Origin of the sequence: Hyphomonas sp., from assembly GCF_036964145.1 — a bacterium.
Taxonomy (GTDB): domain Bacteria; phylum Pseudomonadota; class Alphaproteobacteria; order Caulobacterales; family Hyphomonadaceae; genus Hyphomonas.
In genome coordinates this window covers 605,757-619,497 of the sequence record NZ_JBALUC010000002.1, presented here as the reverse complement: position 1 = coordinate 619,497, position 13,741 = coordinate 605,757, and the positions used below count along the sequence as shown (strand labels likewise).

The following is a 13,741-nucleotide window of genomic DNA, read 5'->3' as shown; positions in this document are numbered from 1 at the left end:
GGGATCAGGTGATGCCTGCGGCCTTCCAGGCCTGCTTGGGCCAGCGGCGATGCTGCCAGAACCATTGGCCTGGATTGGCGCGGATCTGTTCCTCGATGAAATCGGTGATGCGCTGGACGCTCTGGCGAATGTCGGCGGTCTCGTCCCCAGTCGTTTCCGGCACGAAGGGCTCGTGGAAGGTAATCCGGAACCGGGCCGGGCCGGTACGCACGGTCGAGACGGGCACGATGGGCACACCATATTTCATGGCGAGGCGCGTCGGGCCCGGCGCGGTCATGGCCTCATGCCCGAAGAAGGGCACGGCAATGCCCTCATTGAATTTCTGGTCATTCATCAGCGCGATGGTCTGGCCCTTGGAGAGGGCGCGCATCAGCTCGCGTGTGCCGACGCCTTTCGGCGCATTGATCTGCGTGCCATAGGCGGCGCGGAGGTCGGAGATGCGGCGGTCGATATGGGGATTGTTCAGCGCGCGATACGTCATCACCGCATCCGTCAGGCGCTGGGTGATCGTCGCCGGCATGATTTCCCAATTGGCGAAATGACCGGAGATAAAGACGGCGCCCTTGTCGCTGGCCTTCAGTTGGTCAAGAATGTCGAGGCCGATGATCTCCACCCGTCCTGACGTGTACGGATCAATGGAGGGCAGGTGCGGCAGCTCTCCGGCCACGCGGCCTGCATTCTCCCACGCGGCAAGCGCCGTTTCCTCGATCTTGGCATCAGACCAGTCCGGGAAGGCAAGGCGGAGATTGCGTTTGGTCGTCTTGTGCTGCGACAGGCGAGGGCCGATCTTCTTCATCAGCCAGCCACCAAAATTGGAGGCGCGCTCCGGGCCGAGCAGTTTCATTGGGCCCCAATAGACCAGATCCCAGGCAATCGTTTCCAGCCGCCATTGCACGCGCTGCCAGAAGGTCGCGCGATTGTCGATGTCCTTGGGGCGGACGTATTTCGGGGCAGGCTGGGTCATGCGGCGTCTGGATAGAGGATCGGGTTGAGCAGGGCGTCAAGCTGGCGGATGTCTTCAAACTCCGCCCGGACAGAGAATTGCAGGATGCCACGCCGGTCATCGGGATGGATGCGGACATAATCCTTGCTGGTCGTGATCAGTTGGGCGTCGTGGGTCTTGGCCAGCTTGTGAAGGAAGGCGAGTTCCTTCTGGGAATAGTCATGATGGTCCGGATAGCCGACGGCTTCGCGCAGGTCGCCGCCTTCCGCCTTCAGACTGTCGAAGAATTTCTGCGGGCGCCCGATGCCAGCAAAGGCGACGAGGGGGCCGGTAGGCGGCGCTTCCGACGGAACGATGCGGGCGCGCAAGACGGGCAGGCCGCTTTGTTGCACCTGTGGCGGGACATTGCCCTCTCCCATCAGGATCACCGCCTCGGCGCGGGCGAGGCCATCGGAGACCGGTTCCCGCAAGGGGCCTTTGGGCAGGACATGGCCATTGCCGAAGGGCGCGGCGGCATCGACCACTATAAGAGAGAGGTCTTTCTCCACGCCGGGATTCTGGTGCCCATCATCCATGATTGCGACCTTGGTGCCATAGAACGCCATCATCTGGATGCCCGCGAACCGGTCCTTGCCGATCCAGCTCTCGCCGGTCTGGGACAGGAGGAGGGGTTCATCGCCGCACATCTCCGCCGTGTGCCAGGTCGGGTAGATTTTCTGCGGACTGATCTCGGAGCCGCCATAGCCACGCGACAGGCTGGAGGCGTGAAGGCCCTTCATCTCTATATGTTGGCGGATCGCCTGGACGATGGGTGTCTTGCCGACGCCGCCTGTCGTCAGGTTCCCCACACAGATGACGGGGATGGAGGCGCGCGCCGGAATGGCCTTGGCCAGCTTGCGACGGATGCCCCATGTATAGAGAGCGGCGAGGGGCGTGAGCAGGGCGCGGGTCAGGGGAGCAGCTTCCCGGGATTTCGGGTCGAGCCCTGCCGACCAGAAGTGCGGGGCCTTCATTGCAACAGGCCCGGTTCGGGAAGCAGCGGCAGCAGCGCTTCGAGCGTTACCGTCATGGGAGCGTCGGCCGCCTCATTCAGTTCCGCAAGGGCTTCCGGGGCGGGCGGGTCCATGGTCAGGAGCGCCTTGCCGATGGCCTTGGGCGTTTTCAGGCGCCGGATCAGGCCGCGCTGCTCCAGATCGTCCATGATGGTGGCGAAGTTGAAGACCTCCGGGCCGGTCACGACCGGGCGGCCCAGCCGGACAGGTTCCAGCGGATTGTGTCCGCCGACGCCTTCGGCATGGCCGCCGCCGAGGAAGACCGAATCTGCCAGGCGGTACCAGAGGCCCATTTCGCCCATCGTGTCCGCGAGCAGGACGCGTGTGCGCGGGGTCGGCGTTTCGCCGCGTGACCGGCGGGCGAGCGGCAGGCCGCGGGATTTCAGCAGGCTTTCGATGGCGTCGCCGCGATCCGGATGACGCGGGGCGATGATCAGCGCCGTGTCCTCATCGCCTTTCAGGGCGTCGAGGAAGACAGCCTCTTCGCCGTCATGGGTGGAAGCCGCCAGCACGCAGCGCCTTGTGCCGAGGAAATTCTCGCGCAGGCGGCGGGTTTCGACCTCGCTGGCCGAAGGTGGTGGCAGGGCCGATTTCATGTTGCCGGTCGACTGGACGGGCTGGCCGAGCAGGGTTTCCAGACGGCGGGCGGTATCGGTATCGGCGGCGAGGACCACATCGAACTGGCCGACAAGGCGCTGGAAGGCGCCGCTGAGCTTCTGCCAGCCTTCGGCAGAGGAATCCGTCATGCGGCCATTCACCAGCGCGCGCTTCGCGCCGGCCTTTTCGGCTTCCAGGATCAGGTTCGGCCAGAATTCACCTTCGCCGAAGATGCAGAGGTCCGGCTGCCAGTGCCGGATGAAGCGGCGGGCAATGGCCGGCGTGTCGAGCGGGGCCATGAGATGAATGGCGCGGTCCGGCAGGGCGGGGCCAAGCAGGCGGGCCGAGGTCTGGGTCTGGCTGGTGAAGAGGAGGAGGAGGTCCGGGCGCTTTTCGAGCAGGCGCTGGCCGAGTTCGAGCAGGAGCTGCGTTTCGCCAACGCTGGCACCATGCAGCCAGACCAGTGTACCGCCCGGCATGCGGCGGGGCATGTTGCGGGCGAGCCGCTCATTGATGCGGCCATAGTCTTCCTTGCCCGCGCGGGCACGGCGCTTCATCACGCCGCCCAGGAAGGGCGATGCGGCCTGAGTCAGGGTCCGGTAGAGGTGGATCGCAGCTGTCATCTGGTCTCTGACCCCGGTTTCGTCTCGTGAGCGTAGCCCGCGAGCATGTCGGCTCTCTGTGTCGCCTCATTAAGACGTTTTTGCAACTCCGCCTGAATCTCCTGAGGGTCGCTGTCGCGCGGCACGAGGAGGGGCTCGCCATAGACAATGGCGCCCCGGGCGAAGGGATATGGGATAATCAGCCGGTCCCAGGTTGACAGGCGCGTGGCCGGCTTCACCGACAGGGCATAGGGCAGGAGGGGGACGCCAGCGCGCTGGGCGATCATGATGGCGCCGGGGCTGACGATCTCTGCCGGTCCGCGCGGCCCATCGGGCGTGATACAGACGGCGGTGCCGGATTTCAGGAGTTTCACGGCCTCGGCGATGGCACGAATGCCGCCCTTGTCCTTCTTGGCCTTCTTCTTGTTGCCGGCAGACCCCCGGATGGGATGCAGGCCGAGATGGGCGATGGCGCGGGTGACGGCCTCGCCATCGGGGGACAGCGAGACGAGCATCGCCCCGTTACGGATCTCGCCCGGCCAATGTTTCATGTTGCGATGCCAGCCGCTGGGCAGGACCATGATGCGGGAATGCCAGGCGGCGATGACGATGCCCTTATGGCTCGCCCAGGCAGCGCGCGCGGGACCTTCGCCTTCGACTTTCCATCGAACGGAGCGGGCAATCAGCGACATCCAGCCCCAGATCAGGACGCCGAGCAGGATGGTCATTGGCTTGGAACGGAACAGGGATTTCATCGCACCGCCTTATACTGCGCTTCGGCACGCCGACCATGAATTAGATGCGTGAGAGGTGTGAATGACAGGTTTCGACAGAAACCTGAGGCCGAATGGTGGGCGATAGTGGGTTCGAACCACTGACCCCTGCCGTGTGAAGGCAGTGCTCTACCACTGAGCTAATCACCCAATTCAGCGAAGCAAATGCCGTAATCCGGGCACGAGTCGAGGTCAAGTCCGGATGTCTTCTGGCGCTGATTCTCGAAATATTCGGGGTTTTAGATATGCAAAACAAGATGGCTTGTATGAGATACAATCGTTTGCGCATGCATCCTTGAAGGGAAGATTTTGCCCCATTTTCACCTTTTCGGATTCGTGTACCTCGATCTGGTTACAAGGATTTGGGGGTTCTTTAGATTTTTTCTAACTATCACGTCATTTTTGTTTGCGGTAACACAAACATGAACAGATGTTCAGGATGAACAGATGTTCATCTCAGAACCTTACACTAGTTTCATTCGAAATTAGCCTTGAGAAAAACACAAAAGATGGTCATGTTCCGGTCACACAAGGACGGTCCGGCCAACGGGCTGCGTGTAAACACATAAGAAGGACAGGCGGGGGCAAAAGGCCCCAATAACAGTACAGCCTGAAGAGAGAGAAAACATGAAAGACTGGTGTGACGAAGAAGGCGCTAAGCGCCTGCGTGAGAAAATTAGTGCCTATTGGGCCGAGCGTGGCTATGAAGTTGATGTCGATCTGATCGATGCTGGCTTTGTTCCCGCAATGCGCTCTGCCCGCACTGATGTGCGCAGCAATATGGTGAACGGCATGCCGCGCCGCCGTATTGCAAACGAAACGGGCTCTGCCCGTCCCAGCTACCGGCCACGCGAACAGCGTGAAGTTTCGGCCTAGCTGATCCAATTCTCCAGAACAGCAATCAAACCGGAATAGTGCTCCAGCACGATGTCGGGCTTGAGCTGTTCTGAAGATTCCTCCTCGTACCCGAACGGGACGAAAATGAAGGGCAGCCCGGCATTCCGGGCTGCCCTTTCGTCTGTGCGGGAGTCTCCGACCATGAGCGCGCGCTCTGCTGAGCCGCCTGCCGCCTGGATCGTGCGCAGGATATGGTCCCCGTCCGGCTTGCGGCTGGGGACGCTGTCCGCCCCCACAATCGCTGCGAAATGATTGGCGAGGCCGAGTTCGGCCAGCAATTGGTCGGTCAGGGATTGTTTCTTGTTGGTGCATACGGCCAGAATCGCGCCGCGGTCTGCCAAGCCCGTCAACGCTTCGACCGCGCCCTCGAACGCATGGGAATGGTCCGCAATATTGGCGGCGTAATAGTCCAGGAATTGTTCGAGAAACGCATCGAGGTCGGAATCTGAGGGCGTCACACCATGCGCCAGCAGGCCCTGCACGATCATGGCGCGGGCGCCCTGTCCGATCATGGTTTCGATTGTATCCAGCGTGACGGGCGCGAAATCAGCCTGGGTCAGCACATGGTTCAGGGCTTCCAGCAAATCCGGCGCCGTATTTACGAGCGTGCCGTCGAGATCGAAGACAATCGTCCATCCGTCGAAGGGTTTTGACATACTGGCCGTATTTCCTTTTCGGTCTCGCCTTGAATCGGCCTTTGGTCTAGGCGAAAGGACTATGGAAAGCGAGAGGGCAGAACCTGTGGAAAAACCGGCCAGACAACGCGCAGCGGTCATTCTTGCAGCAGGCAAGGGCACGCGGATGAAGTCCGATCTGCCCAAGGTGATGCACAAGGTCGCCGGACGGCCGATGGTGGACTGGTCGATTGAACTGGCGCGAGACGTCGGCTGTGACCGGATCGTGGTCATCGGGCACCCCTCGCAGCAGGTCCTGATCGATCATGTCGGAGCCTCGCTCGGCAGCGACTCCCTTGCCTATCAGGACCCGCCGATGGGCACAGGCCATGCTGTCCGCTGCGCCGAAGACGCACTGTCCGGCTTCGAGGGGGATCTCGTTGTCCTGTATGGGGATAGTCCGCTTGTGCCGGACTCAGCCATCGAGAGCCTGTTCGACAGCCTCAGCGACGGCGCCGCGATCGGGGTGCTGGGCTTTGATGCGGCAGAGCCCGGTCTTTATGGCCGGCTCATCACGTCCGGTCATGGCGACCTCGAAGCGATCGTTGAGGCGCGCGAGGCGACACCGGAACAACTTGATGTGACACTCTGCAATTCCGGCGTCATGGCGGGCGATACGGCCACCATGTTCAGCCTGTTGCAGAAGGTGACGAACGACAATGCCAAGGGCGAATACTATCTGACCGATCTTGTCGCGCTGGCGCGCGCCGAAGACATGACCTGCAAGGCCGTGCGCTGCGCCGAAGATGATCTGATCGGATGCGATTCCAAGGCTGACCTCGCCGAGGCAGAGGCCATTTTCCAGAGCCGGCGCCGGGTGCAGGCCATGGCCGACGGCGTCTCGCTGATCGCGCCGGAGGCGGTCTGGTTCTCGTACGACACCATGCTGGAAGCAGATGTGACCATCGAACCTAATGTCGTGTTCGGGCCGGGCGTGAGCGTGCAGACCGGCGCTGTGGTCAGGGCTTTCAGCCATCTGGAAGGCGCCAGGGTCGGACCGGGCTGTTCGGTCGGGCCCTATGCGCGCCTGCGACCGGGCACTGTTATGGAAAAGAACGCCTTTGTCGGCAATTTCGTCGAGGTGAAAAACACGCAGATGGGCGAGGGCGCGAAAGCGAGCCATCTTTCCTATCTGGGCGATGGCCAGATCGGCGCGGATGTTAACATTGGGGCGGGCACCATCTTCTGCAATTATGACGGCTTCCTGAAATACCAGGTCCGCATCGAGGATGGCGCCTTCATTGGCTCCAACAGCGCGCTGGTCGCGCCGGTCAGGATTGGACGCGGATCTGTCATCGGTTCCGGCAGCGTCATTACCGACGATGTGGCAGCAGATGCGCTGGCGCTGGGGCGCGCCCGTCAGACCGAAATCAAGGATTGGGCAATTGAATTCCGGAGCCGCAAGGCGTCGGAAAAGGCAGACAAGCAAAAAGGCTGAGGCGGATGGCGAACGAACACGAGAAAGAGAATGCCGCGATGGCGGCAATGGAGTTCGTCGAAGACGGCATGACGATTGGGCTCGGCACTGGCTCCACAGCGAAATATTTCGTGCAGATGCTGGCCGAGGAAGTGGCGGATGGCCTGGTCGTCCGTTGTATCGAGACGAGCGAGCAGACCCGCCGGCTGGCCAACAGCCTCGGTGTGCCGCTGATCCCGTTCGAACAGGTCGAGCGTATTCACCTGACCGTCGATGGCGCTGACGAGGTCGATCCGCAGGGCCAGCTGATCAAGGGCGGTGGCGCGGCGCTGCTGCGCGAGAAGATCATCGCCAATGCCAGCGATCACATGGTGGTGATCGCCGATCCGTCCAAACAGGTGGCGCGGCTGGGCAAGTTCCCGCTGCCGGTGGAGGTGACCCCGTTCGGCTACACGATCACGGCGAAGCTGGTCTATGACGTGCTGACGGCGTCCGGCATTGACCGTCCGCGCGTGGGGCTGCGGTCATTGTCGAATGGCGAACTGGTCGTCACCGATGGCGGCAATCATATCCTCGACTGCCATTGTGAACGCATCCCGGACGCCGAGGCGCTGGCGGCGCGTCTGTCCAATGTGCCGGGGGTTGTGGAGCATGGTCTGTTCATCGGTCTCGCGCGCACGGTGATCATTGGCAATGAGAATGGCGCCACAGTGTTTGAATTCTTCTGATCGGCCCTCATATGGAGGGGCGAAACCTGTAAAGATTCAAGGACCCTTCCATGACAGATGCGACCCATGACTTCGACCTTTTCGTAATCGGCGGAGGGTCGGGCGGTGTTCGTGCGGCGCGTCTTGCGGCGCTGTCGGGGGCCAAGGTCGGCCTGGCGGAAGAGTATCGCATGGGTGGCACCTGCGTAATCCGCGGCTGCGTGCCGAAGAAGTTCATGGTCTATGCCAGCAAGTACGGCAAGGACATCCAGAAGGCCGCCGGCTATGGCTGGTCCACGGGCGAAGTCTCGTATGACCATTCCGTCTTCGCGTCCGCCATGCATGCTGAAGTCGACCGCCTGTCCGGTATATATTTCCGCAATCTGAACAATTCCGGTGTCGAGATTTTCGAAGACCGCGCCGAATTTGTCGACAAGAACACGCTGCGCCTGAAGAACAGTGACAAGACGGTGACCGCGAAGAAGATTCTCGTCGCGGTCGGCGGGCGTCCGTGGCGGCCGTCGCCAGAAGAATTGCCGGGAGTCGAACACACGATCACGTCCGACGAGATCTTCGAGCTGGAAGCATTGCCGAAGCATCTGATCATCGCGGGGGGCGGTTATATCGCCGTTGAGTTCGCCCACGTATTTGCCGGTCTCGGGGTGCCGACCTGCCTCGTCTATCGCGGCGAGGAAGTACTGCGCGGCTTTGACGAAGATGTGCGCACCGAAGTGCATGAGGGGCTGAAAGAGGCCGGCGTACAGGTGATTACCGGGGCTGTCTTTGACAAGATCGAGAAACGCGAGGGGGCAGACATGCCCCTGCACCTGACCTTGAGCAATGGCCACAGCCTCGATTGCGACGTCATCATGATGGGCGTCGGGCGCCGTCCGAATACGGAAGGCCTTGGCTGCGAGAATGCCGGGATCACGGTGAACGAAAAAGGCGCCATTCCGGTCGATGAATGGTCGAAGACCAATGTCGACACGATCTGGGCCGTGGGCGATGTGACCGACCGTGTCGCGCTGACCCCGGTGGCGATCCGCGAGGGCCATGCCTTTGCCGAGACCGAATTCTACGACAAACCCTGGCATTTCGACCATAGCGACATTCCAACGGCGGTCTTCACCCAACCGGAAGTCGGCACTGTGGGCATGACCGAAGCCGAGGCCCGCAAGGCATTCGGCGAGATCGACATCTACAAGTCCAAGTTCAAGCCGATGAAGAATGCGCTGAACGGCGATCAGACGCGCACCCTGATGAAGCTGGTCGTGCGTGCATCAGACGAAAAGGTCCTGGGCGTTCACATCGTTGGCGACGATGCGGCCGAGATGATCCAGATCGCAGGGATCGCCGTGAAAATGGGCGCGACAAAGCCGGACTTCGACCGTACCTGCGCGCTGCATCCTTCCTCGGCCGAGGAATTGGTGACGATGCGCCAGAAATGGGTGCCGGACGTCCAGAGCGCTTAGGTCGCGCGCGCTCCCCCGCGTCGCCCTCAGGCTTCGAAGAGCATCTTCAATTCCAGCGCGACGGTTTTCAGGCTTTCCCGAATGGGTTTCAGCCCGCCGCCGCGGCCGGAATGGATGGTGAGTTGCTTCCATGCCGGTTCGCCCTCACGCGGAGCCTTTACCTGTAGGTGGCCCGACCGGGGCAGGGCTGCCCGCAACAGGGACGCGGCCAAGTCGAAGCCAGCCTTGGAATTGTAAGCGCCATTGCGGGCGTCGGCCTCGAACGTGGATTGCTCTGACCGGCCAACCGCATTGAACATGACTGACAAATCAGGACGATGCTCTGGCGCAATCTGTTCACGGATGACCTGGTTCAACAGGCGGACGCCACGCAGGGAGTAGATGTCGGCATGCATGGGCGCGAGCACGCGATCAGCAGCCTCAAGCACGCAGCGTGTCAGGAAGGTGGCGTTCGGATTGGTGTCAAACACGATCAGATCATAGTCGCTGCGATAGCGTTCGATCGATTGCAGGAAGTGCTCCTTGATGCGCGCGAGCGAGACAGCATCTGTCGCGAAAGCATATTTCGAAATCTCGAATTGGCCGGAAATCAGATCGAGCCGTCCGCCGGGGCTGCCATCGCCCATCAGGTCATGAACCAGCTTTTCTTTCGGAACGGGCGCGAAGGGATCAGTCGACAGGGTGAGCCAGGACTCGCCGGGGCTGGTCGCATCCCGCGCATGGATGCGCGATTTCTCGAACAGCGAAATGACCGATTTGTCGGCCGCTGCGCTGGCGTCTGCCACGTCCATCTCGAAGAAGGTCTGGGTCAGATTGTATTGCGGGTCGAGATCAACCAGCAGGATGCGCCCGCCGAGCGCGCCCTGCCATGCGCCGAAGACCTGGCTGGAGACGGTCGTCTTGCCGACGCCGCCCTTCAAATTCATCACGGCCAGGACCGGGCATTTGCGCTTGTAGGCCTGACGGGTTTCGTTGACGAGCTGTTGCAGGCCGTCCGGCGTGGTCGACGACAGGCGCAGATGCGGCAGGACTTCATGCTTGAAGAAGCCGTTCAGGCGCGCTTTGTCGATCTGGTACGGGATCAGCTTCAGGCCGCGGGTCTTGGCGCGTTCGACATCCTGGCGCACGGCCTTTGACCGGACCGAGGAGGCAGAGACAAGCACGATCATTGCAAAGGCGTCGTCAATCGACTGGTTCGCCATGTCGCGGGAAGCCCCGTCATTCGGAACATACCAGTCCGGAATGGCCGCCGCGCGAAGCGCTTCGTGCAACGCCAGCAGCGCATCGAAATCCTTGGCGGAATGGCTGATATAGACGTGGGACATGACTAGGTTTGAGATTCTCCGGAAGACAACAGGCCTATGCAATCCCTAAAAGGCCAAATCATGATTCCTCGGCTAATCTGCTGTGAAATTATAGTGAAACTTGAGCATGTGCCTGCCATGTGATTAATGCGGCTCTTAATTGGAGTAACCGAGATGACCTGGACCCCCTCAGATTGGCGTCAACTGCCAGCGAAGCATATTCCGGAAGACTATCCGGATTCTGCCGCGCTTGCTGCAGTCGAGGAAAAGCTGAAAAGCTTTCCGCCGCTGGTCTTTGCAGGCGAGGCGCGCCGGTTGAAGCAGCGACTTGGCGAAGTGGCGGCCGGAGAGGCATTCCTTCTCCAGGGCGGTGATTGCGCCGAGAGCTTCAAGGAGTTCCATCCGGACAATATCCGCGACACGTTCCGCGTGATCCTGCAGATGGCCGTCGTCCTGACCTTTGCCGCGTCGAAGCCTGTGGTGAAGGTCGGCCGGATTGCCGGCCAGTTCGGCAAGCCGCGCTCGTCCCCCATCGAGACGATTGATGGCGTCACGCTGCCTTCCTATCGCGGCGATAACATCAATGGCATGGACTTCACGCCAGAGAGCCGCGTGCCGGACCCCGAGCGTCTGACACAGGCCTATTCGCAGTCGGCGGCGACGCTGAACCTGCTGCGTGCCTTCAGCCAGGGCGGCTATGCCAATTTGTCCAATGTGCACCGCTGGATGCTGGGCTTTGTGGACCGTAGCCCACAGGGCGAGCGTTACGAAAAGCTGGCGGACCAGATTTCGAAGTCGCTCGACTTCATGAAAGCCTGTGGCGTGACGCCGGACAGCGTGCCGCAAATGTCTCAGGTCGAGTTCTACACCAGCCATGAAGCGCTGCTGCTGGGCTATGAAGAGGCCATGACGCGGATCGATTCCACGTCTGGCGAATGGTACGACACGTCGGCCCACATGCTGTGGATTGGCCACCGCACGCGCCAGATCGATCATGCCCACGTCAATTTCTGCAAGGGCATTCGTAACCCGATCGGCATCAAGTGCGGACCGGGTCTGGAGACCGAAGAATTGCTCCGCCTGATCGAGACGCTGAACCCGAATGACGAGCCGGGCCGGATCACGCTGATTTCCCGCTTCGGATCGGAGGGGGTGGCCAAGGGCCTGCCGCCTCTGGCACGCGCCGTGAAGAAGAGCGGACGGACGGTTGTCTGGTCGTGTGACCCGATGCATGGCAACACGCTGAAGACCGATAGCGGCTTCAAGACGCGCCCTGTGGACCGCATCCTGTCGGAAGTGCGCCAGTTCGTAGACGTGCTGTCGTCAGAAGGCTGCTATCCGGGCGGCGTGCATTTCGAGATGACCGGCCAGGACGTGACCGAATGTATCGGCGGCGCCCAGGCGATTTCGGAAGGCGACCTGTCATCGCGATACCACACCCATTGCGATCCTCGCCTGAATGGCGAGCAAGCCCTTGAACTGGCCTTCATGATCGCGGAGAAGCTGCAGTCCGTCGGTGCCTCCGGCACTGCCGCGCTCAAAGCGGGATAGAAAGACAGTTCCATGCGCACGCATCGCCTGGGCTGGCCCGCCTGGGTGCGGCCAGCTGACATTGCAGACCTGTTGCGGCTATCGGTACCGATAGCCTTTACGCGCATGTCGCAAATGCTGATGGCAGTGACGGATGCGGTTGTGCTGGGGCAATATGCGCCTGGTGAGCTGCCTTATATTCTGAACTCGTGGCTGCCGATGGGCGTATCGCTCGGGTTGGGACTTGGCATCCTGTTGGGGGTGCAGGTGCTGACCTCAGAACTGCTTGGTATTGGGCGAGAGAAGGAAACCGGCCGCATCTTCCGGCGCGGCCTGTGGACCAGTGTCTGGCTTGGTACCCTATTGATGGCGGTCGTCTACTTTTCGGCCAGCGCGCTGTTCACATGGCTCTTTGTAGATATTGCTCCTCCGACCGAGGTTGCGGTATCGGTCGACCCTCATACAGTTGCTGAATCTGTCGCGGGCGTAACCCGTATCCTGTCCTATGGGATGGTAGGCTTCATGATCTCCACGGTTTGTGGCTACTATCTCGAAGCACTGCGTCGGCCCTTGCTCGTATCGGGTGTGATGTATCTCGGTGTGTTCATCAATGTGATCATTGACCTCGCATTAGTCGGCGGATTTTGGGGGTTCGAACCCATGGGTGCCGCAGGTGTGGCGTGGGCGACTACAGGCTCTCGCCTGTTGATCACGATCCTGTTGCTCGTTGCCGTGATCTTACTGACTCCCGCATTCAGAAAGTCTCCAGCCAGTCCCGAAAACGAGGCCAAAAGACAGCTGTCGGTCGGCACGGGCACCGCTATCAGCAATGTTGCCGAGTGGGGTGGTTTTAACCTGACCTATGTGATCGCGACATGGATCAGCCTCGCTGCCAATTCGGTCTATGGCTATGCAATCCAGATAATGGGGCTTTGCTTCATGTTCTATCTGGGCATCGCGACCGCCACCAGCGTCCGTGTGGCGGAGGCCTATGGCCGACGAAACCTGACAGAGATGCGGGACGCAGGACGCCTTGGCGTGGCAGCCACACTTGTGATGGGGGTGGCGCTTGGTGTGGTTCTGATCGTTTTCAACAACTCGTTGGCCGGCTTCCTCGTGAAGGATGATGCCATGATCAACGGTGTTCATCTCGCATCGGGCATCGCTGCCCTGCTCGTGATGGTATCGTTTGTAACGGTTTTTGACGGGCTGCAGGCAACCGCCTCATTCGCGCTCAGGGCGCAGGAGATCGTCTGGTCGCCGAGCCTGATCCATATCGGCTCGTTCTTCCTCGTCATGCTGCCATCCTGTTACTGGCTCGGCATTGTCGAAGGCCGGGGCGCGCAGGGCATGATGGAAGGCGTGTTTGTCGGCGTGTTCACGGCCGGGATCCTGCAGACCCTGCTGCTGGAATGGAAAACGGCGCGCCAGCCGAGCCGACGCGCCGTTTGAATTCCTTGTGTCAGGGCCCGAAGGCCCTGAGGAACCCTAGAGGTCTTTCAGAGCCGAAGCCGGCTTGAAAGCAGCCGATGTCTTTTCCGGGATCTTGATTTCTTCGCCGGTGGCTGGGTTGCGGCCCGTGCGCGCATTCCGGGTTTTAGCCGAGAATGTGCCGAAGCCTGCGATCGCCACTTGCTGACGGTCTTTCACGGCGCCAGCAATTGCGTCGAAAACAGCGTCTACAGCCTTGCCGGCGTCGCTTTGCGACAGTCCGGAATCAGATGCGACAGCTTTTGTAAGTTCGCCCTTATTCATAGGGGTTCTCCTCTAATG

The 13,741-nt window shown here is 61.0% G+C and carries 13 protein-coding genes and 1 tRNA gene; 6 read left to right on the top strand and 8 right to left on the bottom strand.

Features of this window, described 5'->3' with window-relative positions; all coding sequences use genetic code 11:
• Nucleotides 1–4: 4 nt before the first annotated feature.
• The 5 genes from V7660_RS07920 to V7660_RS07900 form a co-directional block, all read right to left on the bottom strand.
• Nucleotides 5–964 carry a lysophospholipid acyltransferase family protein gene (locus tag V7660_RS07920; RefSeq protein WP_335602536.1) on the bottom strand — a complete coding sequence of 320 codons (960 nt, stop codon included), beginning with the start codon at nt 962–964 and terminating at the stop codon, nt 5–7.
• Entirely contained in the window at nt 961–1,956 is a 996-nt protein-coding gene (gene lpxK, locus V7660_RS07915) for a tetraacyldisaccharide 4'-kinase (protein WP_335602535.1), read from the bottom strand. The genes V7660_RS07920 and lpxK overlap by 4 nt, the downstream gene beginning before the upstream one ends.
• On the bottom strand, nt 1,953–3,215 hold the full coding sequence (locus tag V7660_RS07910; protein ID WP_335602534.1) for a 3-deoxy-D-manno-octulosonic acid transferase: 1,263 nt from the start codon (nt 3,213–3,215) through the stop codon (nt 1,953–1,955). Before V7660_RS07910 ends, lpxK begins: the two co-directional genes overlap by 4 nt.
• Nucleotides 3,212–3,949 (bottom strand): lysophospholipid acyltransferase family protein, encoded by a 738-nt coding sequence (locus tag V7660_RS07905; protein WP_335602533.1) that lies wholly within the window; start codon nt 3,947–3,949, stop codon nt 3,212–3,214. Before V7660_RS07905 ends, V7660_RS07910 begins: the two co-directional genes overlap by 4 nt.
• A gap of 93 nt (nt 3,950–4,042) precedes the next feature.
• A tRNA-Val gene (locus V7660_RS07900) sits at nt 4,043–4,117 on the bottom strand.
• A 477-nt stretch (nt 4,118–4,594) separates the two neighbouring features.
• Between V7660_RS07900 and V7660_RS07895 the strand changes: the two genes are divergently transcribed.
• Nucleotides 4,595–4,843, top strand: coding sequence for a hypothetical protein (locus tag V7660_RS07895; RefSeq protein WP_335602532.1), 249 nt, complete (start codon nt 4,595–4,597; stop codon nt 4,841–4,843).
• Here the strand turns inward: V7660_RS07895 and V7660_RS07890 are convergent.
• The gene (locus V7660_RS07890) at nt 4,840–5,520 is read right to left on the bottom strand and encodes an HAD family hydrolase (protein ID WP_335602531.1); all 681 of its coding nucleotides are present in this window, start codon (nt 5,518–5,520) and stop codon (nt 4,840–4,842) included. The two genes, V7660_RS07895 and V7660_RS07890, sit on opposite strands and share 4 nt — an antisense overlap.
• A gap of 61 nt (nt 5,521–5,581) precedes the next feature.
• Here V7660_RS07890 and glmU point away from each other — a divergent pair, with 61 nt between their 5' ends.
• Genes glmU through gor form a run of 3 tightly spaced genes read left to right on the top strand, consistent with a single transcriptional unit; the run spans nt 5,582 to nt 9,134 of the window.
• Nucleotides 5,582–6,976 (top strand): bifunctional UDP-N-acetylglucosamine diphosphorylase/glucosamine-1-phosphate N-acetyltransferase GlmU, encoded by a 1,395-nt coding sequence (gene glmU, locus V7660_RS07885; protein ID WP_335602530.1) that lies wholly within the window; start codon nt 5,582–5,584, stop codon nt 6,974–6,976.
• Between the two features lie 5 nt (nt 6,977–6,981).
• Complete coding sequence (rpiA, locus tag V7660_RS07880; RefSeq protein ID WP_335602529.1) at nt 6,982–7,683, top strand: ribose-5-phosphate isomerase RpiA; 702 nt, start codon at nt 6,982–6,984, stop codon at nt 7,681–7,683.
• 50 nt (nt 7,684–7,733) lie between these two features.
• Complete coding sequence (gor, locus tag V7660_RS07875; protein WP_335602528.1) at nt 7,734–9,134, top strand: glutathione-disulfide reductase; 1,401 nt, start codon at nt 7,734–7,736, stop codon at nt 9,132–9,134.
• Between the two features lie 26 nt (nt 9,135–9,160).
• Here the strand turns inward: gor and V7660_RS07870 are convergent, their stop codons facing one another.
• Nucleotides 9,161–10,459: an AAA family ATPase gene (locus V7660_RS07870; protein ID WP_335602527.1), complete on the bottom strand. Its 1,299-nt coding sequence runs from the start codon at nt 10,457–10,459 to the stop codon at nt 9,161–9,163.
• A gap of 153 nt (nt 10,460–10,612) precedes the next feature.
• Here V7660_RS07870 and V7660_RS07865 point away from each other — a divergent pair, with 153 nt between their 5' ends.
• Nucleotides 10,613–11,989 (top strand): class II 3-deoxy-7-phosphoheptulonate synthase, encoded by a 1,377-nt coding sequence (locus V7660_RS07865; RefSeq protein WP_335602526.1) that lies wholly within the window; start codon nt 10,613–10,615, stop codon nt 11,987–11,989.
• A 12-nt stretch (nt 11,990–12,001) separates the two neighbouring features.
• Nucleotides 12,002–13,420: an MATE family efflux transporter gene (locus tag V7660_RS07860; protein WP_335602525.1), complete on the top strand. Its 1,419-nt coding sequence runs from the start codon at nt 12,002–12,004 to the stop codon at nt 13,418–13,420.
• Between the two features lie 36 nt (nt 13,421–13,456).
• Here V7660_RS07860 and V7660_RS07855 read toward each other — a convergent pair whose 3' ends face one another.
• Nucleotides 13,457–13,723 (bottom strand): HU family DNA-binding protein, encoded by a 267-nt coding sequence (locus V7660_RS07855; RefSeq protein WP_335602524.1) that lies wholly within the window; start codon nt 13,721–13,723, stop codon nt 13,457–13,459.
• Nucleotides 13,724–13,741 lie beyond the last annotated feature (18 nt).